Below are 24,335 nucleotides of genomic sequence, written 5' to 3'. Positions count from 1 at the left end.
TCGATCATCAGTGTTGCTCCATGGCCGGGACACCGACCGCGGGCGAAGGATTGATGCCCGTGAACGACACCCACCTGCGATACCGCCCCGCGATGAACCCGACCGCCGGGGCCCGGGCCGCCGCCCGCATCCGGACCGGACTATCCCGGGCTGTCAGGGCCTGGGCCGCCGCCCGGAACGCGACCGGCACCGTCCCGGCCGCCCCGACCCGGACCGCGGCCAAGCCCCGAGCCACCTTCCCGGACGCCCTGGACCTCGCCGTCGCCGTCGCCGGCCCGCCGCGCCGCGGCACGGCGATACGCGTCTACTACGTCTACTACGTCATCCGCTCCCGCGCGGTGGGCCGGGCCCTCGCCCTGGCCACCGCGACCGCCGCCCTGGCCACCGCGACCGCCGCCCTGGCCCGGCCGGCGGCCCGCCGATGACCGGGCTGACGCCTGGACCGGATATGAGGAACACATATGGATCGTCTGAGTTCCCGCGTGTCCGCCGCGCCGGTCGCGGACCAAGATCGATGGCGGCACTCGGACGAGGAGCGGACCGGACTGTGCGCACGCTCTATTCTTCATCCGGCCCGGGCATCCGGCGGCCGGCGCCGGTCGCCGGCCCGGCTTCCGTCGCCGGCACGGTGGCGGCGCCCCTGGTCCGCCCTCTGCTGGCCGCGGTCTCGCCGATCGGAGGGGAGCGGACGAGGCTGGGCCGGCTGCCGGGCCTGAACCCGTCGGCGCTCGCCGACGACCTGACGCGGATCCCGAGCGTGTCGGTCGTCCCGGTGTGGGAGGCGCTGACGTCCGTCGAGGACGGCCGCGCCATCACCGCGGCCGTCCTCGACGGACTGCCGATGGGCGCGCTGGGCGTCTGGGACCAGCTGTTCGCCGCGGGGCGGACCCTGCTGGACGGTCTGCGCGACGCCCTGGACCTGTGGTGCGTCGTCGGCGATCCGGCGGTCACCAGCTTCGAGGTGGTCGCCGACGGCGCCCTGGTCACGGTGCGCCATCTCGCCTCCGCCGCCGATCCCGGCGTCGCCGCCCTCCGGACCCGGTGCACGCTCGGACTGCTGGGCCGGCGGCTGGCCGCGGCGGGCCGGACGGCGGTGACGCCGGTCCGCGCGGCGTTCGTCCAGCCCGCGCCCCGGCGCCACCGGGGCCCGGAGGGGCCGACAGGATCGGCCGCGCTGGCCGAGCTGTTCGGGACCGCGAACCTCGACTTCGGCGCGGGTGCGGACACGGTCACGTTTCTGGCCGCCGACCTCACACGGCCGCTGCCGGATCACCGCCCCGGCCTGTCGGAGATGCTGCGCGAGTACGCCACGATGCGACTCCAGGCATCCCGCCCGGTGGCGAGCTGGCTGGACCTGTTCCGCGCCCATCTGGAGGCCGGAGTGAACCAGGGCGCGCCGTCGCTCGCCGCCCTGGCCCGGGCCATGGCATCCAGCCCGCGCACCGTGCAACGCCGCCTCGGCGAGCACGGGACCACTTGGCGCGCAGAGGTCGATCTGGCCCGCGCCGCCCACGCGGCACAGCTGCGCGAATCAGACCTCACCATGCGCTCGATGGCCGCGCGGATGGGCTACAGCGACGGCCGTGCCCTGCGCCGGGCTATGCGCCGCTGGCACGAGGCACCTCAGCGCGGAGCGTGACGGCGCCGCCAGGCGCGAGTCAGCCGGGCGTCCGCCTCCAGCAGCCGCGGCACCAGGACGTAGCCGGTGGCCGGCACCACCATCAGGGTGATGACGAGCATCCGCACCGCCACCGGCCACGGCTTGACGAAGGGCCCGACCAGCAGGTTGGCCACGGTGATGCTCGGATAGACCGCGAGCCACTGCAGGAACACCCGCCGGTGCACCGACGGCGCCTCGACGGCTGGAACCGGCGACGTCCTCACCTCCGACCCATGAGACAGCTGCCTGACATTCGAGTTCGCACTCACAATCATCACGCTATTACCGCCCACCCTCCACCCCGAGGGGTCGAAGACGTCACCCGGCGGACCGAACGCGCCACAACGGGGCCGGAACCGGCCCATGGAAGGATCTCTTCTCTCGGACAGTCTCGCCGTGCCGCTGGCCCAGCTCGACGTCGTCCACGCCGAGGACGAGGCCACCATCGAGGCGGTAGCGGACTGGCACTACTGGGACGAGCGTTACGAGTTCTGAACCGCACAGGAGTGCCGACGCGCGACGTACCGGTAGCGCTTGCGCGGTTCGGCAGCCTCATCGAGGCCGCTGTGGGGATCATGGGAGCATGGACGACTGGGCCCGGGCCGATCCCACCGAGCTACGGATCCGGCTGGACATGGCACTGGAGCACAACGCCATGCTCGTCGCCGAAATCGCGGAGCTTCGAGGGCGTCTGCATCCCACCGAGTCGGCACCGCCGTCGCCGTCCGGCCACAGCCTGGCGCGAGCCGCTGCTATGCCGTCTGTCGACAGGCCTGAGCTGGACGCCGAGCAGCCGCGAGTCGACGCATCGGCGCCGATCGAGACGAAAACCGCGTTGTTCCGATTGGGTGCAGATGAAGTTGAGTGAGTTCGCCGGTCAGGCTGTGAGTTGGCATCTCTGCTGGTAGCGAGCTGTGTGGTGACGTTGGTGTTCTTGTGTGACGTGGTAGCGCCAGCAGCCTTCGAAGTCTCCGTTGCTGATCAGGGCCCGGAGTTTAAGGACGGCTTCGGCTCCGGTTAGTGACCAGCAGGCTCCGGCGATGTCCAGGCGGTCGGCGATCAGGTGGCGGGCTGCGCCTTCGACGATGCCGGTGGCGAAGCGGTGGCTGGCCGCTCCCATCCGGCAGCCGGACGGGACCTTGCAGGCCCGGGACCGGGGAACCCCGCAGGGATCTTCGGTTTCGCCGGTGCTGGCGAATCTGTTCATGCACTACGCGTTCGATGCGTGGCTGTCCCGCAAGTTCCCGACAGTCGCGTTCGAACGCTACGCCGATGACGCGGTGGTGCACTGTGTGACGGAGTACCAGGCCCGCAAGGTCCTGGCCGCTCTGCACGATCGGATGACCAGTGTCGGGCTGGAACTGCACCCGGACAAAACGCGGGTCGTGTACTGCAAGGACAGCAGGCGGCGTGGCTCGTTCGAGCACGTGGCGTTCACGTTCCTGGGGTTCACTTTCCGTCCGCGTGATGCCGTGACCGGTCGGAGCGGGGTGCATTTCACCGCGTTACTTCCGGCGGTTGGCAGGGACGCCCTGAAGAAGATGGGCGCGACGGTTGTCACGTACGGATCTGTGGGAGCCCGGGGCTGAAATGCCCCGGGCTACCCGACCCGACGGAGTTCACCTTCCAGCAGCATCAAGCCCTCGGTCTCGATACATCACGAGAGGACGTCGCCACTCTGATCACCTTGTTCGGCGGTGCGCTGTTCGCCCTTGTCACTGGTCAAGCCGGGCCGGTGACTCCGGCGACGACGCAGGCACTGGCGCGCCAGTCGGTCGCAGGGACCGGATAGCGATCCGTCGGCCGCCGTCATGAGTCGCCTCCGGGAGCGGGGTTTGGCGATTGTGGCCGTGTCCTGCGGGTGCGCGGCAGGCGGCGGCCCCATGGCTTGAACACCGACAGCAGCACGTTGGCGAGGTAGACGAGCAACGCGATGGCCGGGACGATGACCGCGTTCCAGCGGATGAAGCCGATGTGCATCTGTGAGATCGGGCCGACCGGGTGGACGCGGGCGATGTCCGCGGCGTCGTGCAGGCGGGCGGTGAGGGCGAAGATCGACGCTCCGGCCGCCGCCAGGGTGAGCCAGAACTTGGCCGACACCCAGTAGTACCGGAACAGGCCCCAGGTGGTACCGAGCCCCAGCGTGATTCCGCTCAGCAGCGACAGCAGGCTCAGCGGGATGACCAGCGCGTCGCCGAGCATTCCCATTGCTCGATAGGCGGCGCGCAGCGTGTCCGCGTCGTTCGTCAACAGGGCGGCCACTCCCAAGGTGAGCAGGCACAGCATCAGAGCCAGCCAGCTCACCGAGCTGATGATGTGCACCATGACGGTGGTCTTGCGAATCGTCGGGCTCAGTCGCGCGGGCCGCCGCTGGGCAGCCGACCCCGTCACGACGGGATTCCCTCTCGGACGACCAGCGAAAGCCCGCGAAGTCCGTCATCCGCGTCCTTCCGCCCGGCCGTGGCCCGCAGGCAGACCGTGATCACCCAGATGGCAGACAGCAACCGCCACAGCGGTTCCACCCGGACCAGTGGCGGCGCGGCGATAGAGACCACCGAGAGCAGCATCAGAGGCGCCACCACGGCGCCGAACCGCCACACCCACCGCGGGGTCCGGTCATCGCCACGCGCACCCCGCGAGACGAACCACAGCAGCCCGGCCAGGCCGAACAGATGGACCGGTCCGCCGAAGGCGAGGGTCAGGCGCCCGACGAACACCAACGTCCCATTGCTCGCACTGCCAGCGATCCCCAACAACACCAGCGAGAGCACACTCGAAACAGCAAAGCCGAAGGTTGCCAGCCAGGTCGCACGTTCCGCCCGCTGGCCTCCGCCCACCGCAGCGGATGCCCCTCGCCCAAACCACAACAGCCCGACAGCGGCGACCAGCTGCAACACGGCGCTCACGGTCACCGCCGTACCGCTCCCGCCGTAGTACCCCCGAAGCTCGGGGCCGCTGGCGCCCGGCAAGAAGAGGGAGGTGCTGGCCAACGCGGCCCCCATGACGAGGCTCGCGATGAATCCGGCCACGAACACCGGCCCGCCCAGCCGCCAGCGGGCGCCCGAAGCTTCCCTGCGCAACACCCGCATCACATGCCTCCAGTGATCGATAAGATCCACAAACCACGCCTCCGGCGTGACTGGATCCAGAAGATCAACGTGCGTATGTCTACGTCGTCGTATCTCTGAAGGCTTCGCCACTACTCGCGGTGCAGTACGGTCGATTCCCGCCGTCCCTGCCGGGTCCCACCCATCCTGCCGCCGCACCACGGTTCGAATCCCGATTGGCACGCCGGATCCGCGACGAGATCCCCCCATGCAGGCGCTACTGGACGGAACCCACCCCGCTGCCTGGACCGGCCTGCTCTGGCTCCGTCTCCGCGACGGCTGTGTTCACAGACTCTTCGTTTGCTTGCGCAGATAGACCTCTGTCGACATAGATGTATGCCAATGAAGGAGCTGCCGCTGCTGGATGAGGCCTGCCGCACGCCGCTGGCGAACGAGCCGCTGGCCGAGGTCGAGGCCGCCGGGCTGGCCCAGGTGTTCACACGGCCAGCAGCGATGCCGGTACCAGGACGAAAAGGTTGCCGTGCCGCATGCCAGTCTTCTGCCAGCGGTCCGCGTAACGCTTATAGCGGTGGCGCTCCCATCGTGGACGCGCCGTTCGAGCTCACCGCACGAAGATGGAAGAAGGCGTATATGAAGAAACTTCGCAAGGCCAGCACGGCCCTCAGCACGGGCCTGGCCATCGCCGGGCTTGTCCTCGGATCGGCTGGTTCGGCCTCCGCGGGCGCGTACGGCGACTCCATGGTTCGGGGCCAGTACCTCAATCCGGGCGAACAGCTCCAACGCAGCATTCCCCAGGGGGAGCTCGTGCTGACCATGCAGACGGACGGCAACCTCGTGGAGTACCTCTACGCCAACGGCGGCACCCTGGTCTGTTGGGCGTCCAACACGTACCAGAAGGGCTACAACAACTACGCCGTCTACCAGCTCGACGGCAACTTCGTCGTCTACGACGGAGGCGGCGGCGTTCAGTGGGCCTCGAACACCCAGGGCGGTGGCGGTTCGACGGTCGACATGAACTCGCTGGGTGTGCTCTATGTCGGCACGACCCCGATCAACAACGGCTGCGGCTTCTGACGTCGCGGCGTCAGCCAGCCGACGCGGCCATGGTGCTGGTTCCCTGCACCTGCTCGACCAACCGGTCGAGCAGGGACTCGGCGTCGAGCCGCGCGCCCCGCGCCGTGGCGCGGGTGAACGCCTCGTCGCCCAGCGCTTCACGTGTGGCGGCGAGCAGGCGGGCAGTGTTCGGGCCGCCGCCGGGCCGTTCGCGGTGGAGTGAGGCGGCCGCGCCCACCAGAACTGCGGCGGTCTCGGGATCACCGCCGGCATGGGCCAGGGCGGCCACCGCGACCGCCGCGCCCAACAGCAGGGGGAGGTGTCCGGCGGTGCGCAGCAGGTCCAGGAGCGCAGTCAGCTGGTGCCGGGCGCCGGCCGGATCGTCGTCCTCTATGAGTGCGAAGGAGTACGTCAGGCGGCACCACAGGGCGACGGTGTTCGCGGCCGGTGGCGAGGCGGACGTTGTAGTCGACCGTGCCGGTGCCAGGCGCAGCGTCGCCGCCGGGTAGACGCCGATCGGGTCGTCCGGCGGCAACCCCTCGTCCAGAACGCGGATCACCTCGGCGTAACGTGCCAGGGCGCCCAGTCGGTCGCCCCGGGCGCGCAGGACGTCGGCCTCGACGACGGACAGGGTGACGGAGGTGGCATCGGTCATGTCGGCAGGCCGGCGGTTGCGCGCCCGCTCCAGGCTGGCCTCGGCGGCGCCCAGGTCCGCGTCCCAGTAGTGCAGGTGGGCGATCCAGGCGAAGGCGTTGACCGCCTCCTCCGGGGCCGCCCAGTCGGTGATCAGCTCGTCGGCCTCGCGCAGCAGTTCCGCGGCGGCCGCGGTGCTGTCGGTGCGCACGATGACGGTCGCCAGCGTCAGCAAGGCTCTGATCAGGGTGACGCGGTCGTTCACCCGCCGCAGCACGGCGACCGCGGCCGTCAGATCCGTCGTCGCCCCGGCATAGCGTCCGTCGTTGTACTGGGCGCCGCCGCGCAGCAGAAGCGCGATCCCGGAAAGCCAGGGGTCGGCGGCCGTCACGAGTGCGGCGAGTTCGCGTACGCAGCCGTTGGAGGCGTGGACGGCGGTCGCCAGCGCGAACTGCGGATGCGGGGTGCGTTCCTCAGACAGGGCCTGTTCGTACAACAGCGGGAAGCCGGGACCGTCCTGTGCCATGCGGCTCCAGCGTTCCGGGTCCAGGTGGTCCTGGAGGTCCGCCGCGTAGGCGCAGGCTAGGTAGGCCGAGGTCAGGTCCGGCGGCGGCCCGGCGGGGACGAGGGCCAGGACCCTGCGGCGCCATGCGGTCAGTTCACTGCGGTGCCCGCGCAGCACCAGGTACCAGCTCAGGCTGCCGAACAGCCGCAGCGCGATCCGAGTCTGGCCGTTCGCCAGGGCCCAGTCCAGGGCCGCTGCCATGTTGTCGTGCTCGGCCGTCAGGCGGGACGCCCACCGGGGCTGCCCGGCGCCGCGGAGCTCGGGCTCGGCCTGTTCGGCGAGGCTTGTGAAGTACTCGGCGTGCCGGCGCCCGGCGGCGGTCAGGACGCCGACCGCGTCGGCATCCTCGGCGGCGTAGGCGCGGATCGTCTCCAACATGCGGTAGCGCGACCCGTCCCACTGCACGAACGACTTGTCCACGAGCGCGGCCAGGGTGGCGACCGCGGGCCGTCCGAACACCCCCGCGACAGCCTCGGTGTCTGTGCCGCCGGCGAACACCGCGAGCCCGCGCGCCAGGTCGCGTTCGGCCTCGGTGAGCAGGTCCCAGCTCCAGGCCACAACGGCGCGCAGGCTGCGGTGCCGGGGATCGGCGGCGGGCCGTCCGGCGGCCAGCAGCCCGAACCGCCCGAACCGGTCGGTGAGCCCGGCGGCCAGGTCGGCCGGGCTCATCGAACGCATCCGGGTGGCGGCCAGTTCCAGGGCCAGCGGGATGCCGTCCAGTTCGCGGCAGACCGCGCACACCGCCGCGCAGTTGGCGGCGTCCAGCTGGAAGCCGGGGCGGGCCAGCGCGGCGCGGTCCAGGAACAGCCGGACCGCGGCGGATTCCATGGCCTGCCGCGGGTCGGCGCCGACCCGCGGCAGCGACAGCGCCGGAACCGGCGTCACATGCTCGCCGGGCAGGTCCAGCGGTTCGCGGCTGGTGGCCAGGACTTTGACGCCTGGGCAGCGGACGACGATCTCCTGCACCACAGGCGCGATCGCGGACAGCAGGTGTTCGCAGTTGTCGACGACCAGGAGCAGGCGGCGGTCGGCCAGGACTTCGGCGACCGCCCTCGGTCCGGCGGTCGCGGACGACTCCCCGTGGGGGTCCTTCGCGCCGTGCCGGTCTTGCTCGCAGTGCCTGCCGGGCCTGCCTGGCCTACCGGGTCCGTCCTCCCGGATGCCGAGCGCGGCCAGCACCGTGCTGCCGACCCGCGCCGGATCGGTCACCGCGGCGAGCTCGACCAGCCAGACCCCGTCGGGGAAGCCGCCGGTGAGCCGGGCCGAGGCCGCCACGGCAAGGCGCGTTTTGCCTGTCCCGCCTGCTCCGGTCAGCGTCACCAGCTGGGTGTCCTCCAGCAAGGTGCTGACGGCGCCGGTTTCGGCGTCGCGGCCGATGAACGAGCTGCAGGACCGCGGCAGATTGGTCGGCGCGCTGCGGGTCGCCAGTGCCAGGGGCTGCTCCTGACGCAGCACTTCGGTGTATGCCGCCGCGAGTTCGCCGGACGGCCCGACGCCGAGTTCGGCGGCCAGCAACTCCCGGGCGCGCTGGAACACGGTGAGCGCCTCGGAGCGGCGGCCGGCCGCGGCCAGGGCCGCGACCAGCCGGGCGGTCAACGACTCGCGCAGCGGGTGCGCCGCCACCTCGGTGATCAGCGAGCCGATCGACGCCGCGGCGCGCCCCAGGCGCAGCCGGCAGTCGGCGAGCATTTCCACGGCGCCCAAGCGCGCTTCGTCCAGGTCGACGGCCGCAGCTCCCACCACCGGGAAGTCGCGCAGCTCGGGCAGCGCCGCCGGGCCGGACCACTCCTGCAACGCCTGGGCCAACAGCTCGGCGGCGTCGCCGGCGCCCTGCTCGGACCCGTCCGCGGCGAGCCGGCACGCCTGGGCGACACGGGCGGTGAACCGATGGGCGTCGACGGCGTCGGCGGCGACGGCCAGGCTGTATCCGCCGGGACGGGTCAGGACGACGTCCGGCCCGCAGGCCGCACGCAGCCGCTTCACCAGCGTCTGCAATGCGTTCGCGGTGTTCGTGGGCGGCTGCTCGCCCCACACGGCATCGATGAGCCGGGTCGCGGGGACGGTGTGGCCGGCCTGGAGCGCGAGCAGCGCTGTCAGGGCCCGCACCCGCGGGCCGCCGATCTCGGCGGCGGTGCCGTCGCCCCGGCGCGCCGAGAGCGGGCCCAGCAGTGCTATGCGCATGGATGGTCCTTGTCTATGGAGACATTCTCGGGACCCGGGTGCTTCTTGGTCAACTACGGCCGGACATTTCCCGGCGGCCGGGTCGGTCACGACCGACGAGAGGCTGTGAACCGTTCCCGGGACGCCACTTCCACGCCGTGGCTGACAGTTTTCTGCCAGCGGTGCCCGAAACGCTGATGGGCATGACACAACGCAGATACCTGGCGATCGGCATCAGCGCATTGGCCGTGGCCACGAGCGCCATGGGATTCAGCGGCTCCGTGGCGCACGCCGCGTCCCGAACGCTGGACACCCATGGCATCACGGTCCTGATGTCCCGGCCCGCGCCCGCCGCCGTGCTGACCGCCGACCAGTCCGCGGCGCTGGACGCCGCCGAGCTGCAGAGCGAGAACGACCCGTCCGACTTCTCGTTCCCCTACGTCGACCGCAAGACCGGCACCGTGGTGGTGACCTCGGCGACGGCCTCCGGGCGCAGCAGGATGGCTGCCCTGGCATCCCGGCCGCTGCCGTCGCGCGGTGAGGCTGATCCCAAGGGCGGGCTGCCCAAGCGGGCCACCCCCGCGGTGCCCCGCCGAGTAGCCGATGTCGGCCACAGCCGGGCGTACCTTCAGCGGATCATGGACGAGGCCATCGGGGTCGGCCCCCTGGCCACGGTCGGGGCCGACTACCCGGACCCGGAGCAAGGCAAGGTGGTGCTGGAGGTGACCGCGCTGTCCCAGGCCCACCTTGACGACTTGGCCAAGCGTTACGATCCCGCGGCGCTGGAGATAGTCGTGGCGCCGCGGGCGATCAGCTCGACGCAGGGCCGCTGGAACGACTCCTCCCCGTTCCGGGGCGGCGATGCGGTCCGTGCTCCCAACGGGAGCTGCACCGGCGGGTTTCCCTGGCATTCCTGGGACGGATCGGCATGGCACGACTACCTGCTGACCGCGGGGCACTGCGGGCCCAGGGGCGGCACGGTGCAGGTCGACTCGGACTACGCGACCATGGGCAGCATGCAGGGCCTCCAGTCCAGTTGGACGGCGGGCACGGGCTCGTGGCAGCTGCCGAACATGTCGTACTTCACCGGTGACATAGGCCTGATCCACATTGAGAACGGGCAGAACGCTGTCCCGCAGATCTACGTGGGCGACTACGTGTCGTCCAACGTCGCGACGGTGAAGCAGATGTGGACGCAGCGTCCGAGCGTCGGCGATCAGTACTGCACCGGAGGTGCCTACAGCGGCGAGCTGTGCGGCTGGGTCACGACCGCAGCACGCAGCAACTGGACCTACAGCGACGGCACGGTGGCGCGCAACGTCTCCTGGGGTACCCGAGGCGGTGCCTGCACCCAGGCGGGCGACTCAGGCGGTACGGTCTACACCGTGCGGTCCGACGGCGGCATCGCGGCAAAGGGGATCCACGACGGAGGCGGCACGTACTCGAACGGCACCTGCGTCGAGATCTACAGCGACATCTTCGATGCTTACTACGCCTACCCGGGCAATCTCCAGACCTGGTAAAGCCCGGCACCGGCTGCGGGCCTCCGCACAGCAGGGAGTGGGAGCCAATCCACACCTCGCACGAGGAGGCCCGTCGCCACACCGGGCGGGTCACGAGTCTCGCGCGGTCAGTCGCACCCGCTGGGACCGGAGCCACCGGCACGAGTTCGAGGTGCCGCGGCTGAAGAAACGGTTCACCGAGCACCGGTACACCGACGGCGTTCCCCCGGGCCATCCCTGGTCCACCGTCATGCCGGAGGTTCAAGATCCCTGAACCAAAGGGTCGACGTTCCGTCAGACTATTTATGATCATAAACGCAAGCTTCCTGGTCAAGGGCTTGCCCAGGGGCCCTGCTGCGGTGTGCCGTCAGGGGCTTCGCCGAGTTCATCGCATGCGGTCGAAGGTTCCTTTGGTGGTGCCGTCGCTGTCGTCGTCGCTGCGCCAGGGAGCCAAGACCTCGGCGATGCGCTCGGGAGTTGCTTCGGAATATTCATGCCAGTGGGCGTCGTGGCCGCGTGGACGGCCAAGACGTTGGGAACGTTGTTCACCGCGTCGTCTTGCTCGCCGGGTTCGGAGAATACTGGCCAAGCCGTCGCGATGGCGGCGATCTCGTCGCGGGTGAAGCCCATGAGGGTGTGGAACTCCCGGTCAGGAAGAACGGCCCGGCCACCGCTGCGTCCAGGCACTGCTTGATGATCGTCAGGTCTTCTCCTGACATCCGGTCGACTGCGTTCATGCCCGGATGACCTCACCGGCGTCATTCGTCGCGGTGGAAGGGAGCCCGGTTCCGGCCAGGGCACCGTCGATGAGCCAGGGCCGGTATTGGATCTCGCGCAGGCATTGGCGGACGGTGCGGATCAGGTGTGCGGGGTCGGTGAACGCGGTGTTGGCGGTTTCGGCGCGGACCAGGACCCAGATGCCCTCGGCCGGATTCAGATCCGGGGCGTAGCTGGGCAGTTGGTAGACCGTCAGCCAATCCCGCTCGGCGATGAACTTCTTCATCCCCGCAGTCAGATGGGATCAGCCAGGAGCGTTCGCCGGGTTTGTAGCAGGCCAGCGCCGCGACCGACAGTGGGCGGCGAGACCGTACGCGGACCCGGACGACCGGGGTGTGCCCGCGTTTTGGCCAGGTGCGGGCGATCGGCGGCGTCATCGAGAACTCGGCCTCGTCTTCGAACACCAGCCATGTCAAGGGACGTTGGGTTCTGGCTCTGGCGCGAGTTCAGTGACGGAGCCAAATGGATCTTCGTTTGGCTCAGCAGGACGCGCTTGCGCAGCAGATCAGGCTTCGCTCGTCCGAACATCTGACGTTTCAACATCTTAGAAGTTACGTGGGATCACGCTGAGGGCGGATCGTTCCGTCCTCGGCGTCACTGCGTCCGCGGGAGCTTCGTTGTCATCGAGCGTGGTGTTCGTCGAGAAGTGGCCGGTTCTGACCCGGCATGAGAAGGCGGCCGAGTGGCTGCAGGTGTGGTGTGATCCCGGGCGTGCCGCCCGGACGATCGACGCCTACGGTCGCGGTCTGTCGGAGTTCCTGCTCGTGTGCGAGTGGGAGGGGTGCGACCCTCTGATGGCCGGCCGGGCTGATGTCGCGTTGTTCGTCAGGGAGCTGACCGAGCGTCCGCATCGTCGCGGGGCGAACGTGGTGTCGATCGACTCCGGCGCAGGGTTGTCGAACGCCACGGTCCAGCAGCGCCTGGTGCCGGTGCGCCTGTTCTTCGACTTCCTGGTCGAGGCAGGGCTGCGCGATTCGAACCCGGTGGGCCGCGGCCGGCTCGTGCCAGGGCGGCATCACGGCGGATCCAAGCGCGGTCTGGTGCCCCGGTTCACCAAGCTGCCGTGGATCCCGGATGAGCAGCAGTGGTCGGCGCTGCTCGCGGTCGCCGCCGACGAGCCGATCCGCAACAGGTTGATGCTCGCCCTGGCCTACGATGCGGCGCTTCGGCGGGAGGAGTTGTGCTCGCTGCGCACCGACGATGTGGATCCGGGTGTCAAGGTGCGACAGACGCGCCTATACGCATACCCAGCAGTACAAGCGCTCGCCGCGTGCGGCTGCGGTCCGGGCGAGTTCCGCGAGCTGTGTCAGCAGGTGTGCGACCTGCTCCGGATCGATGGTCCGCCACTGGGCCTGGTCCTGGACCCATCGTCGTGCGGCGTCGGCCAGCGCGTCATCGGTCGCGTGCTCCAGCGCTTCACGGGTCCCGTCACTGATCCAGATGACCAGGCGTTCGCCGCCGTCGCGCTCCGCGATCAAGTGATAGTCAGCGTCGAGGTCATGACCGGTGAGCAGGGCCGTGAGGGCCCCGAGATCCGCCACGGGATCGAAGCCTTTCGTGGACACGACGTGGAACCCGCGATCAGACAGGAGGACCTGGGGTTTCAGGAACTCCCGTGCGCGATCCATGCCGTACTTCGCGACGAGGTCCTTGAACGGCATCGGGAGCTGACGCCCGGTCCCCGGGCCTCCCGGCTGGTCGATGGTCGCGGCGGCGGACTCGTCGGACAGCGCGGCGAAGTAGTCGTAAACAACGCCCATGACGAGCCTCAATCTTCTGCGGATTCGTGGAGCAGTCCGGCCAGCCGGGGAAGGCGGCGAGCAGTCTCGGCCGGGTCGTGGTAGGCGCTGTCGCGACCGGTGGGTCGCGGGTCTGAGCGGGTCCGGTAACCGCGGGAGTTCAGCGCCTGCTCGATCTCCGCGTCCGGGCCCAGCAGCCGCTGGTAGGCGTAGTGCGGGACGTAGTTGAGCGACTCCCACTGTGGGGACTCGTCCCGGTTCCAGTCCCGACGCGGGACGCTCGCGAGACGGCGTACGTGCGGGAGCTCGGAGAGCAGGTCGGGTTCGGCGACGACCCGCTCGAAGGTCTCGCGGCCCAGCCCGATCAGCCAGGGCTGGAAGTAGAAGAAGGCGTCGCCGGAGCAGGTGCCGCCCATGATGAGGTTCGCCGCGCCCCACATCACCCACTGGTCTGCCTGGCGGCGCGTCTGGTCCAGCAGGATCGCGAAGTCGACGATTGCCGGTGCGCGGAGCTGGGCCAGCGTCGTCTGCAGCCAGCGCGTCCGGCCGAACTCGTCGGCGTGCTTCTGCCCGGAGCGCTCGATCAGTGTCCAGAAGGCGTCGATGTTCACGATGGGCACGGTCTTCCGACGCCGGTCACCGGTTGACCCAGCCGACGAGGTGTTTCTCGCGGACTGCGTCCAGAGCCGGCGTGGTTCGAGCCCTGACGGTCAGCCACCAGTCGCCGAGCGCGTGCAGAAGGACGTCGTCTCCGAGGTACCAGCTCGACTCATGCCGCGCGGGCAGGACGGAAGGCAGCCGGTGGAAGGCTGCCAGCACGCTGTCGTCCAGCTCCGTTGCGTCGGACAGTCCGTCGCCGTTGTAGATGGCTGTCTCGGACATCACCAGGTCGATGAGCGCGACCGAGAGCCTGTCGGTCCAGGGCTCCCAGCACTCCTGGGACTTGTCCGCGAGATCAGGGCGCATCACAGTCGCCGGGTCGTCATTCCCCAGGTCGGACAGCAGGATTCCCCAGTGTGCCGCTCCCTGATTCTCGGCTTGGTAGACCAGTGCATCCTCATAGACGTGCAGTTCGCTCGGCGTCAGGAGTTCGTCCTGGTTGCGTGTGAGGTCGACGCGGCGGCCGAACAGCGTGTACGCCTCGCGCAGCGCCGCCGGGAGCTTCAGTCCGAGACGTTCCTCGGCGGCGTCGAGTTCGGCAGCCTCGTAGCCGTCGCTGGTTTCCAGGGCGCTGCGCCAGTCGGCGGCGAACGAGCCGATGAACCGCCATGCGGCCGGGCGGCCCGCCAGTGCGTCGAGGAGGCGGGAGGACATGTCGGAGGTGGTGGTCACGGTCGTACCGTAGTGGTCGCTTCCGACGAGCCGGGATCCGTGTTCCGCTGCGCCTCGGTGAGGGCGAGCAGGTGGAGGCCGTAGCGGTCCTGAGCGTTGAAGCCGCCCAGATCCAGCCGTTCCGGCGACTGCTGGAGCAGCCATGTGCTGACCGACGCGGCGATATCGGGGCCTTCGCCGCCGAAGCTGACGTCGAGTCGGCCGTCGAGCAGCTCGGGCATCCAGGACTGCCACAGGTCACGCAGCTGGAGAGCCGCAGCACGATCTTGATGTGTGTCCCAGCGGTCGAGCCAAGGCTGAACGCCACCGGTGAGCGGCACGACAAACCCCAGGACCGTGACGGCGGATCCCTGCGACATCCCGGCGAGCGCAGCGTGCCACCACGCGTGGCAGACGTCCTCCAGTGCCGCTGTCTCCCGGGGAGGCCAGTCGCGCCAGCCAGCCTCGTTGAACTTGCGGGCCATCAGCGACTCGTCCTTGTGGAGCGTTCCGCGGGTCATCTCGCGCAGGATCCGCGGAGTGAGCCGACGCCAGAGCCGGCTGTCGGCGTCCATCGTGGTGCCCCACTTGCCCAGGGCCCGGGAAAACAGCCACTCCGGAATGTCGTCGACCGGGCCGCCGATGGTCCGCAGGTGCTCCGCGTCGAAGCAGTGCGTGCAGCCGTCGACCGGGCCGATGCTGTCGGTGCGAGGCCCGAACGCCCGGTCCGCCTCGGCCAATGCCGCGCTGAGCCGCTCACTCGGTGCCATCGGCGTTGTGGATCGGGGCGGACGGGTCACGTCGGTCATCGTGCCGCACCCGGTGATCGATCCGTCAATAATTCCGGCGCAGGCCAGCTGAGAGCCCCGGTAGCCTGGCGGCGTGGATCGGACTCAGCGCGCGGTAGGAGCGGTTGTCGGCTCGGCGGTAGGCGATGCGCTGGGCGGGCCGTTCGAGTTCGGCCCGGCCGGTGCGTTCTCCGCCCGGTTCCCAGCCTCCGCAGCGAACGACGAGATGCGCGGTGGCGGCGGTTGGGACCCCGGCGAGGCCACCGACGACACGCAGATGGCCGTGATGGTCGCCGATTCGCTGCTGGAGTGCGACGGCTTCGACCCGCCGGACATGTTCGCCCGCTTCCAGCGCTGGGCCGCCTCCGACCCCAAGGACATCGGTATCCAGACCGAAGCCGTCCTGACCGGCGGTGACCCATGGGATCTGGCCGCCGGCATCCACTTCCAAGTCACCGGGCACGCCGCTGGCAACGGCTCGCTCATGCGGGCCGCGACTTCCGCGGTCTACTTCGCATCCGACGGCAGCGAGGCGACGATGGACGCCGCGCGCCGGATCGCAGCCCTCACCCACGGCGACCGCGCGGCCTGGGAAGGCACCGCGGTCTTCCACGAACTGATCCGGGTGGCTCTGACCGGCGGCGACTCGCTTGCCGCGCTGCCCGGCACGATCGCGCGCATCGACGCCGCGCACCGCGATCGCTACGCCGTGGTCCTGGACACCGCGTGGCATCCGGATCAGGCCACTGAGTTCAACGGTGCTGTCTGGCCTTGCCTCGGTTCGGCGGTCTGGGCGGTGCGCGTCACCGAGAGGTTCGAGGACGCGATCCGTGCCGCCATCGACCTCGGCGGCGACACGGACACCGTCGCCGCGGTCACCGGCGGCCTGGCCGGAGCCGTCTACGGCTTCGAGGCGATCCCGGCGCGCTGGACCGAGCGACTGCACGTCCCGATGCCCGGCTCCGGCGGACGCTTGCTCAGACTGCCCGAGCTGCTCGACCTTGCGCACCGCCTCGACCGATGAACCTCTCAGATGCCGCCGGCGGGGATCGGGTGAGGATGTGCCTCACGTGCGAGATCGTCCGCTGGGTCGCCGATGAACCGCAGCCCGGCATCGTCGAGGCCCGCGTCACTGACGCCGACGGCCGACAGTGGTCGTTCCTCGACAAAGTCGCGATCTTCGACATGACGGGAACCGTCGGCCCCGGATCGAGCTATCCGCAGCCCGGCCTGATCAGATGCGAGGCCCTCGACGACGTCTCCGGCCATGTGGCGCCCACGGAGATGTTCGTCACGACTCTTCGCCCCGACGCAGTGGAAGCCGAGCACGGTCAGTCCACATTCCGCGTCGAACTTGCGCAACTCTCCTGGAGGGGCGAGCTCGACAGCACGGCGGAACTGGACAGCCTCGCGCCTGAGGACCTGGTCGGTGCACGACTACTCAAGGTCCTCGTCGCATGGCACGTCGTCGACGGAGCCAAGTCTCCTACGCCGGTGGACCTGTGGCTCGTCCTCGAGCCTGTGGGCCTGGTCCGAGTTGATGTCGCATCCGACTGGCGGCTGAGGCTTGATCGCCAACAGGTCTACAGCCCGTACGACATGCAGGACTGGGGACGGATGGAGATCGGCACGCCGGGCGACGGGTTCCCGCTGTCTGATCACGTCGGCAGCCGGATTCTGCGCTCCGAAGCCGACTACGAGCCCACATTCGGACAGTGCATGGGGCTGACAATCCGGTTCGGCTCCGGCGCGGTTCGCCTGCGCAGCTGGGGCGGCGATCTTCTCATCGAGGCAATCAGAACGACCGCTGATCACGTGCCCGATCTCCAGGCCGGTGGTGAGTGAGCAGCTTCCCAACCCACCTGCGACGCCTGAGTGATCCGGCGCTGCCGCCGTATCGCCGACTGAGCAACCTGCGTTCGTGCATCCTGCACTTCGCTCCCTACGGCTTCCGCTCCACCTACGTCTACCTGACCAAGAGGCCCGCCGCATCGAGGGGCTTCGATCCGGGATCTGGGAGTGACGGCACATGGGCGACGACGGCCGCCCGAACCCAATCTGGCCTGGCTGGACGAATCCCTGACCGCTCCGAGGCCAGCGGCGGTAGCGTTCCGGCCACCGCGCCGAAACAGAAATTGAATCACTCGTTGAGGCCGGCGTCGCGCATGGTCGACGCCACTATCAACGGGACGATTCCTTCCTGTCCTGAGCTGGCCAAGAAATTTGTTCGATCGCTCCCGCGCAAGTGTGCAGCAGCTTCTCATCGCTGGGAATGTTGCTGTTGGACCAGACCCCTTGGCGGAGGGTGTAGCGTCGCGGATCGGCGAGTTCGGCGCGAAGCAACGGCAAGAAGCCCTCGGCCTGGGCCCTGAGGCTGGCGACACACTCGGCTGTGCCGGTGCGTGTGTGGAGGTTCTCCTGCCAGGCATCTGTCAGGATCGGCAGGAGATTGCCGGCCGTTCCAGTAATCCGGATAAGTGCCGAAGCAGCGCGAACCCGCGTCCACAAGTCATCCGCGCCAGTCAGGGCCTGGATGCTGTCGGTCAACGGCGTGGCGATCGCCCCAGCGGTACCGGCGGTGTTCGCGGCCAGACCTGCCTTGCCCGGATCGGTGGCGTCGAGGCGCGGTCGCAGGTCGGACAGGAAGTCGTCTGCGTTCTGCGTGATCGTCCAGGCGGTCTCGATGGCGAGCAGCGCGACGTGCACGTCGGAATGCCCGGCGAGTTGGCGCACCTGCGGCATGGCCGACTGCGCCGCCGTTCCGCATGCTTTGAGAGCGTGCAGTGCGCTTTGTATCACCCATCGATTCTCATGCTCGCGAGCGGCAGCGAGGATGCGGATCGTATCGGGAACCGCCTCGGTCGTGCCGAGTTGCCGAACAGCGGAGAGCAGCTTGTTCACGTGGTTCTGCCCGTCGCGGTCGATCTCGGCGGGTACGGCTGCGAGCTGCTCGAGGAGGCCGGGCTCGAACTTGTGCCGGTAGTCGCGGAACTGCCCGAGCGTCTGGACGAGCATCGACGCTTCGCCGCCGTCGGCCAGTGCCGCCGCTATTCCCGGCACCGCGCGCGAATCACCCAGACGGGCAAGCGCCAGCAGCATCATCCGGTACGGGTCCTGGACCTTCCGGTCCGTGTCGCACCAGGCAGCGGGACCCAGGGCGAGCACCTGCGAGGCCAGGGCGTCGGCGGCCGGGGCTGCCAGGTCGTAGGAGTCCTGCAGCGCCAGAGCCGCCATATAGCGGACAGGATGCTCGGGCGCATCCAGCTGGCCGCCGATGAGCCGGACCAGACCCTCGAACGGTCCGCGCCAGCGGCCGATCAGCTGACTGCCCATGCGCAGCGCGTCCACCCGAGGTCCCGGATCCGGATGCTGGAGCTGATCCGCGACCAGCGCGATCCGGTCGGCCACGCGCTCGGCCAGAGCATCGTGCAGCACTCGCACCAGATCTGAGGTCCAGGCGTCCGCTCGACCCTCGCGCTCCGGGGCGAACATCACGCGAACCGCCCCGACCAGCGTCGGGGTCGCCGGACGGTCATCAGCAGGCGCGGCCGTGTAACCGTGGTGGACGCTGATCTCCGAGAGGAGACCGATGGCTCGTCCGGTCAGATCGTCGACGGCACGGTCCGGCGCCGAACGGGCCAGGTGGACGAGCGCGGCCAGCCGGGTCCCCGGGTCGGTGTCGTCGCCGACGATGCCCAACAGCCAATCGGCGACGCGGTCGGCTGTGTCCGGCGCGCGGACCGCGATATCCGCCGCCGCCGTGATCAAGGCGATCCGGCACTCCACCACTGGCTCCTCCGCGAGGCGCTGCTCGATCAGAAGCACAGCGTCCAGTGCCTCGACAGCGAAGTAGGCCAACGCGGCTGCCGCTGCTGCGCGGACCTGTGCATCCGCGTCGGTCAACCAAAGTACGAACTCATCCGTCCGCGAACGGATGAACCCCTCGGCGTCTCGGTACGGCGTCCGCCAGGCCGCGTCGTCGCCGCCGTGCAGCCGTCCCGATCCGTCGAGCGACTCGCCGAAGCTTGCGAACAGCTCGGCCACCGCACCGCGTCCAGGCGATGTCGGGTTTGCGACCAGCTCGAACAAGAACGGCAGACATGCCACAGTCGAGTCGTAGATGTCGCCCTGGTGATGGACGGCTCCATGGAAGTCGTCCAATGCGATCTCACGCGTATCCGGATCCTCGGATGCAAGCCCTAGCAAGATCTGCGGAACGCCCTCCGCGGCTCCGTAGGCGTGAGTCAGCGAGGCCCAGTCGGTGTCGAACAAGCCGGCGAACATGGCGTGCACTATGCACCAAGGCGGCGACAGTGTTCCCAGTCGTGCCGTGCGTGACCGTCGGCTACCGAACTCGCAGGCGGAGGACCTTCGGTCATTCATGACGCCGTCACGGATTACGCCAGGGAATCGCCGCCCGGCGCTGTCGGCTCACCTGCTTGCGGAAGCTGTACCGGTACAGGACACCAGCAGTGAGGACCTCTCAGGCCGCTGACCAGTGATGATGGTGAAACGCATGTCTTCTTGGCGATCAAACGACGAGGCGTCCGCGCTGTTCCCGTTGACGCCCACGGCACTGGCGACCGCGATGATGAACTCACCGACGACAATCGCTGGAGCCGCGGCGGAATGCTCGGACTTGGTCAGCTGGTCCCGGGGACGATCCCGACGACGGATGCCAGCCGAGCTGACCGGCTTGCGGTTCGCGTTCTACTGGCGCGTGTCGACCGAGGACCACCAGGACCCTGCCAGCTCGCGGCAGTGGCAGCTGGACCGGGCCTCGGCGACGATCAGCGGGGCCGGCCGGATCGTGGACGAGTACTCCGATGTGGGTCGCAGCCGCAGTGTCGCCTGGTCGAACCGGCCCGGCACCGCAGTGCTGCTCGCCGCCGTGCGCGATCCGGGCCGCGCCTTCGACGCCGTGGTGATCGGTTCCGCACGAGCGGGCGTTCTACGGTAACCAGTTCTCCCACGTCGGGCCAGTACTGGCTGGGGTGCAGCTGTGGCTGCCGGAGGTCGGCGGCGCCCTGGACGCGGCGCTCGACGATCAGGACGAGCTGATGACGCTGCTGGGGATCCTGGCCAAGCGCGAGGTCGTCCGGGCCCGGGCACGGGCGAAGAGCTCGATGAGCGCCCAAGTCCGCACCCAGGGCCGGTGGGTCGGCGGCCGTGTGCCATACGGCTACCTGCTGTCCGATGCCGGGCCGCATCCGAACAAGGCCGACGCACACTGGGGCTGGCGCCCGCACCGGCTGGACGCGAATCCGGACACCGGGCCGATCGTCGGCTGGATCTTCGAGGCGCGGCTCGCTGGGCACAGCGTCGCCCGGATCACGCGCGCTCTGAACGACGTTGGCATCGGCTGTCCGTCCGCGGCCGACCGGGCATCCAACCCGCACCGGTCCGGCGATGCCTGGGGCGTGCGCACGGTGCAGGAAATCCTCGCCAACCCGGTCTACACCGGACATATGGTGTGGAACCGCGTCCAGACCATCCGGGCCCTGGTCGACCTGGACAACCCCGGGCTGGGCGAGCGCGAGACGGTGCGCTGGAACAGCCCCGAGGAGTGGGTGATCTCCGGGTCGTGCATCCGGCGCTGGTGTCGGAGGCGGACTTCGTCGCAGTGCAGGGCCTGCGCGCGGTACGCGAAGATGCCCGGCACAAGTACGCGCTCGCCGGCCTGCTGCGCTGCGTGATCTGCGACCGGGCGTTCGAAGGGCACTGGGTCCACAACACACCCGGCTACCGCTGCCGACACGGACACACCAGCGCCCGCAACACCGATCCGGATCGGCAGAAGAACGCCTACCTGGGTGTAGGCCGGGTTCTGGTGGCGATGACCACGGCTTCCCCCAACACCCGCGTGCCTGCCGCGAAGCGGGTGCGGATCGGCGGGACCGTCCAGGGCGTTCCGCACTCGGCAGTGGGCTGCGCCCCGTCAGGCGAGGCCCGAGTGGATCCGGCTCCCGGGCTTCAGCGCCTCCGGTGCTGTCTCAAGCATGCGAAGTGGGTGGATCACTGGCGAGGGGGATGCGCAGGGCGAGGATGGCCATGTCGTCGTGGCCGTCGCCGGGGTGGTGGGTGATGAGCGCGTCGATGAGGCCTTGCAGGGGGGCGGTGGCGTGGTCGGTGGCGAGTTCGGCCAGTGCGGTCAGACCCTCGTCGAGGCTGTGGGCTGGGTGTTCGATCAGTCCGTCGGTGTAGAAGACCACAGTGGAGCCGCCGGGCAGCGGGCGGGTGTGGTCCGGGCGGCGTTGTCCGGTGGACACGCCCAGCGGGAGTCCGGGTTCGGCCTGTAGGTATTCGGCCTGGTGGCCGGGGGTGATCAGGAGCGGAGGCAGGTGGCCGGCGGTGCTCCAGTGCAGGGTGTAGCCGCCGTCGCCGGGTTCGATGCGAGCCAGGCAGACGGTGGCCACCGGCAGGTCGGTGACGGCGAGAAGGGTACGGTCCAGTTGCTGCAGGACGGCGCTGGGCGGGGTGAGGCGGTCGAACAGCACGGCGCGCAGCATGCTGCGGGTTTGCGCCATCGCTGCGGCCGCGTGAAGATCGTGGCCGACGACGTCGCCGATGACGATGGCGCAGGCGTCATCGGGTAGCCAGATGGCGTCATACCAGTCCCCGCCGAGCCGGTCGGGGGTGGTGGCCGGAACGTAGACGGCGGCACAGGTGAAGGGGCGCAGGTCGGGCAGGGTGGGTAGCAGCAGTCGCTGGAAGGTTTCGGCGCTGGCGTGGAGTCTGCGGAGCAGGTTGGCGTTTTCGATGGCGACGCCGGCGGCGCCGGCCAGAGTGAGGACGATGTCCTGGTCTTCGTGGTCGAAGGGTTGCCCGTCGTTGCGCCCGGACAGGTAGAGATCGCCGTAGACGGTCCCTCGGACGGTGATGGCCACCCCTAGCAGGGTGCGCAATTGCGGGTGGCCGGGTGGGAACCCGACCGAGGCGGGGTGGGCGCCGATGTCATCGATGCGCAGCGGCTGCGGATGCTGGATCAGGTGGCCCAGGACGCCGCGGCCGACGGGGAAGCCGACGTCGGAGATGTCAGCCCGCTCGGCGTCGGACAGGCCGGCGGTGATGAAATCTTTCAGGCGCTCGCCGGAGTCGTCCAGCACCCCTAGCGCCCCGTAGCGGGCGCCGACCAACTCCATGGCCGTGGTGACGATTCGGTGCAGCACTGCGGACAGCTCCGTCTCGCCGCTGATCGCCAGCACGGCGCCCAGCAGGCCTTTGAGCCGGTCCCTGGCGGCGGCGAGCTCGTGCAGCCTGGTGGCGATCTGCTCCAGTTCGGCTTCCACATGCGCGAACGGGTCGGGAATGCGATCGTGGTCCGGGTCGTCGTCGGGTCCGGTCATCAAGCGCGCCCGACGATGCGGGGCTGGTTCCCGGCGGCTGCGAGCCGGTTGGATCCGGTGCCGGTTTCGATGATGCCCTTATATGTCAGACGTTCAGTGACTGCCCTACAGAGCCGGGGATCGGCGAACCGGGCCGGCACCGAGTAGTGACACTGGCCAACCACGACCCGGCCGTCCCCGCGGAGCATCGGGTGCAGCGTGGTGCCGCAGTCGAAATCCTGGGCCGGCAGCGGCGCCAGCTGCTCGGACTCGACGGCGAGGTCGAAGCCGATGGTGCGTGCACGGCCGTGCACGCACCGGCCGTCCTCGGCCTCATCGACCACAGCCGGACGCATCAGCGCGACCGTGCCGTCCAGATGCCGCCGACCGCCCTTCACCTCGGCCACGATCTCCGGCCGGCACCACGCCACGTAGTCCCGCACACTGGACCAGGCCGCAGCGAAACCATGCTCGGCGGGCAGGCGCCGGCAGATCCGCTCAATCGTGTGCTTCTGCTTGCGCGGCGCGATCAGATCCTCCCGCAGCATCGCATCGAGGTGCCCCTTGACCGGCGTGAGCGTCCCATCCCGATGCGCCTCGCGGCGGATCACCACGAACAGCTCCTCCCGCGTCAACAAGCTCTTCAAACCGGGCCTCCGTCACGACCGCGAACAAAGCGATCAACACGGTGACACCAGACCCACCCGCCAGACCCCGATTGCGCCGAACACCGGCGTGTCGCCACCTGACGGAACCCGCCAGCGACAGGCGGATCGCCCGGGGCCCGCGGCAGCTGGCCACCTCGACGTGCCATCAGGCTGATCGCCGACCCCGCACCGGTGACGAAAGGTCGCCGACGCCATCCAGATCCGTGCATCTTGTGGACTGGAAGATGTCCGTGGCAGTGAGTCCCATACCCCGACCCGAACGCCGGCTCCGGCAGGTCGGGACTGAGGAAGAAGGGCTCCGGCATGCCTGACGCCGTCCGTGCGGTCCGTCACAAAACCCATCATGGCCCAGCCCGCATACGCTGCCGGGTCCCCACGCGCGGCGTAAGGTGTGTGGCAGGAGAGGGAAGCCTGCCACCGGCCGAGAACAGGCAATCCGTCATGGCGAACTCCACAAGACACGACATCCCCGACCCGTCACCCCACGCCCGGGGCGAGTTGCCGACCGCGGTGCACACGGCTGTGGCGCCGGGGACTGCGATCTTGCGCCTGGAAACGATCGGGCCTCGCGGGGGCGTCCTGGACGGGGCCTGGTGGCCGCGCTCACGGCATATCGCGTCCGAGCTTCCGACCCTGGTCAGCGCCTTGACCCGGCACATCGGCCCGATCACCCGCGTCGGGCTCGACGCGACTGCCTGGGAAGATCTCCCCACCCGCTTGGTCGTCGACGACCGCGTGGTGCACATCGACTCCTACCCGGTCGGCGACGACACCATCCTGGTCACTCGGGGTGAACGGGATCTCTTCTCGCTGCTGGTGGTACCGCCGGACGCGGACCCGGAAGCGGCGAAGGCAGCCATCGCGCAGGCCGTCCGGATGGACAACGTGTCCGAGGCCCAGCAAATTCTCATCGACACCGGAGCCGGTCCGCAGGGATCGGCCTGACCTTCCCCAGACCGTGCCGTGTTGGGGGCTCTTCACATCGTCGCCGATGCCGCTCACAGCCTCGGAGCTGCCAGGCTCCGCCAACAGGCCGGTCACAGACCGGCGAGGGCTTCGGCGACGCCGGCGTAGCAGTGCAGGACC

General features: G+C 69.5%; 23 protein-coding genes and 2 pseudogenes. 13 read left to right on the top strand and 12 right to left on the bottom strand.

Annotation, left to right across the window (positions count from 1 at the left end):
• Positions 1–59: 59 nt before the first annotated feature.
• Together ABD466_RS32785 and ABD466_RS32780 are read left to right on the top strand one after the other, a co-directional pair.
• The gene (locus ABD466_RS32785) at positions 60–425 is read left to right on the top strand and encodes a hypothetical protein (RefSeq protein ID WP_344661105.1); all 366 of its coding nucleotides are present in this window, start codon (positions 60–62) and stop codon (positions 423–425) included.
• Between the two features lie 122 nt (positions 426–547).
• Complete coding sequence (locus ABD466_RS32780) at positions 548–1,639, top strand: helix-turn-helix domain-containing protein (protein WP_344661104.1); 1,092 nt, start codon at positions 548–550, stop codon at positions 1,637–1,639.
• On the opposite strand, the gene ABD466_RS32775 is transcribed toward ABD466_RS32780, so the two are convergent.
• Positions 1,624–1,884, bottom strand: a complete 261-nt coding sequence (locus ABD466_RS32775) for a putative antibiotic biosynthesis monooxygenase (protein ID WP_344661103.1) — start codon at positions 1,882–1,884, stop codon at positions 1,624–1,626. The two genes, ABD466_RS32780 and ABD466_RS32775, sit on opposite strands and share 16 nt — an antisense overlap.
• A 139-nt stretch (positions 1,885–2,023) precedes the next feature.
• On the opposite strand from ABD466_RS32775, the gene ABD466_RS32770 reads away from it, so the two are divergent.
• Both ABD466_RS32770 and ABD466_RS32765 read left to right on the top strand, forming a co-directional pair.
• Complete coding sequence (locus ABD466_RS32770; RefSeq protein WP_344661102.1) at positions 2,024–2,155, top strand: calcium-binding protein; 132 nt, start codon at positions 2,024–2,026, stop codon at positions 2,153–2,155.
• Between the two features lie 88 nt (positions 2,156–2,243).
• Positions 2,244–2,528: a hypothetical protein gene (locus ABD466_RS32765; RefSeq protein ID WP_344661101.1), complete on the top strand. Its 285-nt coding sequence runs from the start codon at positions 2,244–2,246 to the stop codon at positions 2,526–2,528.
• 9 nt (positions 2,529–2,537) lie between these two features.
• Here ABD466_RS32765 and ABD466_RS32760 read toward each other — a convergent pair.
• Positions 2,538–2,756, bottom strand: a pseudogene (locus tag ABD466_RS32760) (ISKra4 family transposase); the annotation flags it as partial.
• Here ABD466_RS32760 and ABD466_RS32755 point away from each other — a divergent pair.
• The gene (locus ABD466_RS32755; protein ID WP_344661100.1) at positions 2,701–3,249 is read left to right on the top strand and encodes a reverse transcriptase domain-containing protein; all 549 of its coding nucleotides are present in this window, start codon (positions 2,701–2,703) and stop codon (positions 3,247–3,249) included. The pseudogene ABD466_RS32760 and the gene ABD466_RS32755 sit on opposite strands and share 56 nt — an antisense overlap.
• 220 nt (positions 3,250–3,469) lie before the next feature.
• Here the strand turns inward: ABD466_RS32755 and ABD466_RS32750 are convergent, their stop codons facing one another.
• Positions 3,470–4,051, bottom strand: coding sequence for a DUF2269 domain-containing protein (locus tag ABD466_RS32750; protein ID WP_344661099.1), 582 nt, complete (start codon positions 4,049–4,051; stop codon positions 3,470–3,472).
• Complete coding sequence (locus ABD466_RS32745) at positions 4,048–4,779, bottom strand: hypothetical protein (protein ID WP_344661098.1); 732 nt, start codon at positions 4,777–4,779, stop codon at positions 4,048–4,050. The genes ABD466_RS32750 and ABD466_RS32745 overlap by 4 nt, the downstream gene beginning before the upstream one ends.
• Positions 4,780–5,109: 330 nt before the next feature.
• Here ABD466_RS32745 and ABD466_RS32740 point away from each other — a divergent pair, with 330 nt between their 5' ends.
• A complete protein-coding gene (locus tag ABD466_RS32740) occupies positions 5,110–5,802 on the top strand; it encodes a hypothetical protein (RefSeq protein ID WP_344661097.1) in 693 nt (230 codons plus the stop codon).
• A 10-nt stretch (positions 5,803–5,812) separates the two neighbouring features.
• On the opposite strand, the gene ABD466_RS32735 is transcribed toward ABD466_RS32740, so the two are convergent.
• Positions 5,813–9,160 carry an AfsR/SARP family transcriptional regulator gene (locus ABD466_RS32735; RefSeq protein ID WP_344661096.1) on the bottom strand — a complete coding sequence of 1,116 codons (3,348 nt, stop codon included), beginning with the start codon at positions 9,158–9,160 and terminating at the stop codon, positions 5,813–5,815.
• A gap of 182 nt (positions 9,161–9,342) precedes the next feature.
• Here ABD466_RS32735 and ABD466_RS32730 point away from each other — a divergent pair, with 182 nt between their 5' ends.
• Complete coding sequence (locus tag ABD466_RS32730) at positions 9,343–10,662, top strand: S1 family peptidase (RefSeq protein WP_344661095.1); 1,320 nt, start codon at positions 9,343–9,345, stop codon at positions 10,660–10,662.
• A gap of 712 nt (positions 10,663–11,374) precedes the next feature.
• Here ABD466_RS32730 and ABD466_RS32725 read toward each other — a convergent pair.
• Positions 11,375–11,828, bottom strand: a pseudogene (locus tag ABD466_RS32725) (IS630 family transposase); the annotation flags it as partial.
• 222 nt (positions 11,829–12,050) lie between these two features.
• Between ABD466_RS32725 and ABD466_RS32720 the strand changes: the two are divergent.
• Positions 12,051–13,262: a tyrosine-type recombinase/integrase gene (locus ABD466_RS32720; protein WP_344661094.1), complete on the top strand. Its 1,212-nt coding sequence runs from the start codon at positions 12,051–12,053 to the stop codon at positions 13,260–13,262.
• Here the strand turns inward: ABD466_RS32720 and ABD466_RS32715 are convergent.
• The 3 genes from ABD466_RS32715 to ABD466_RS32705 are packed head-to-tail and all read right to left on the bottom strand — an operon-like array spanning position 13,187 to position 15,277.
• Positions 13,187–13,768, bottom strand: coding sequence for a DUF4240 domain-containing protein (locus ABD466_RS32715; RefSeq protein WP_344661093.1), 582 nt, complete (start codon positions 13,766–13,768; stop codon positions 13,187–13,189). The two genes, ABD466_RS32720 and ABD466_RS32715, sit on opposite strands and share 76 nt — an antisense overlap.
• A gap of 25 nt (positions 13,769–13,793) precedes the next feature.
• Positions 13,794–14,489, bottom strand: coding sequence for an SMI1/KNR4 family protein (locus tag ABD466_RS32710; protein ID WP_344661092.1), 696 nt, complete (start codon positions 14,487–14,489; stop codon positions 13,794–13,796).
• On the bottom strand, positions 14,486–15,277 hold the full coding sequence (locus ABD466_RS32705) for a hypothetical protein (protein ID WP_344661091.1): 792 nt from the start codon (positions 15,275–15,277) through the stop codon (positions 14,486–14,488). Before ABD466_RS32705 ends, ABD466_RS32710 begins: the two co-directional genes overlap by 4 nt.
• A 73-nt stretch (positions 15,278–15,350) precedes the next feature.
• Here ABD466_RS32705 and ABD466_RS32700 point away from each other — a divergent pair, with 73 nt between their 5' ends.
• Both ABD466_RS32700 and ABD466_RS32695 read left to right on the top strand, forming a co-directional pair.
• Positions 15,351–16,280: an ADP-ribosylglycohydrolase family protein gene (locus ABD466_RS32700; protein WP_344661090.1), complete on the top strand. Its 930-nt coding sequence runs from the start codon at positions 15,351–15,353 to the stop codon at positions 16,278–16,280.
• Positions 16,277–17,101, top strand: a complete 825-nt coding sequence (locus ABD466_RS32695) for a hypothetical protein (protein ID WP_344661089.1) — start codon at positions 16,277–16,279, stop codon at positions 17,099–17,101. Before ABD466_RS32700 ends, ABD466_RS32695 begins: the two co-directional genes overlap by 4 nt.
• 336 nt (positions 17,102–17,437) lie before the next feature.
• On the opposite strand, the gene ABD466_RS32690 is transcribed toward ABD466_RS32695, so the two are convergent.
• Positions 17,438–19,540, bottom strand: coding sequence for a PBS lyase (locus tag ABD466_RS32690; RefSeq protein ID WP_344661088.1), 2,103 nt, complete (start codon positions 19,538–19,540; stop codon positions 17,438–17,440).
• A 391-nt stretch (positions 19,541–19,931) separates the two neighbouring features.
• On the opposite strand from ABD466_RS32690, the gene ABD466_RS32685 reads away from it, so the two are divergent.
• Together ABD466_RS32685 and ABD466_RS32680 are read left to right on the top strand one after the other, a co-directional pair.
• Positions 19,932–20,216 carry a recombinase family protein gene (locus ABD466_RS32685; RefSeq protein ID WP_344661087.1) on the top strand — a complete coding sequence of 95 codons (285 nt, stop codon included), beginning with the start codon at positions 19,932–19,934 and terminating at the stop codon, positions 20,214–20,216.
• A 34-nt stretch (positions 20,217–20,250) separates the two neighbouring features.
• Entirely contained in the window at positions 20,251–20,952 is a 702-nt protein-coding gene (locus tag ABD466_RS32680; RefSeq protein ID WP_344661086.1) for a recombinase family protein, read from the top strand.
• Positions 20,953–21,249: 297 nt separating this feature from the next.
• Here ABD466_RS32680 and ABD466_RS32675 read toward each other — a convergent pair whose 3' ends face one another.
• A complete protein-coding gene (locus ABD466_RS32675; RefSeq protein WP_344661085.1) occupies positions 21,250–22,602 on the bottom strand; it encodes a PP2C family protein-serine/threonine phosphatase in 1,353 nt (450 codons plus the stop codon).
• Positions 22,602–23,195 (bottom strand): hypothetical protein, encoded by a 594-nt coding sequence (locus tag ABD466_RS32670; RefSeq protein WP_344661084.1) that lies wholly within the window; start codon positions 23,193–23,195, stop codon positions 22,602–22,604. Before ABD466_RS32670 ends, ABD466_RS32675 begins: the two co-directional genes overlap by 1 nt.
• Positions 23,196–23,690: 495 nt before the next feature.
• Between ABD466_RS32670 and ABD466_RS32665 the strand changes: the two genes are divergently transcribed.
• Positions 23,691–24,194, top strand: coding sequence for a DUF5994 family protein (locus ABD466_RS32665; protein WP_344661153.1), 504 nt, complete (start codon positions 23,691–23,693; stop codon positions 24,192–24,194).
• The last annotated feature ends 141 nt before the right edge of the window (positions 24,195–24,335 follow it).

Origin of the sequence: Catenulispora subtropica (assembly GCF_039531675.1) — a bacterium.
Lineage (GTDB): Bacteria > Actinomycetota > Actinomycetes > Streptomycetales > Catenulisporaceae > Catenulispora > Catenulispora subtropica.
Note: the sequence above shows the minus strand (reverse complement) of the source record. Positions and strands in the feature narration are given on the sequence as shown.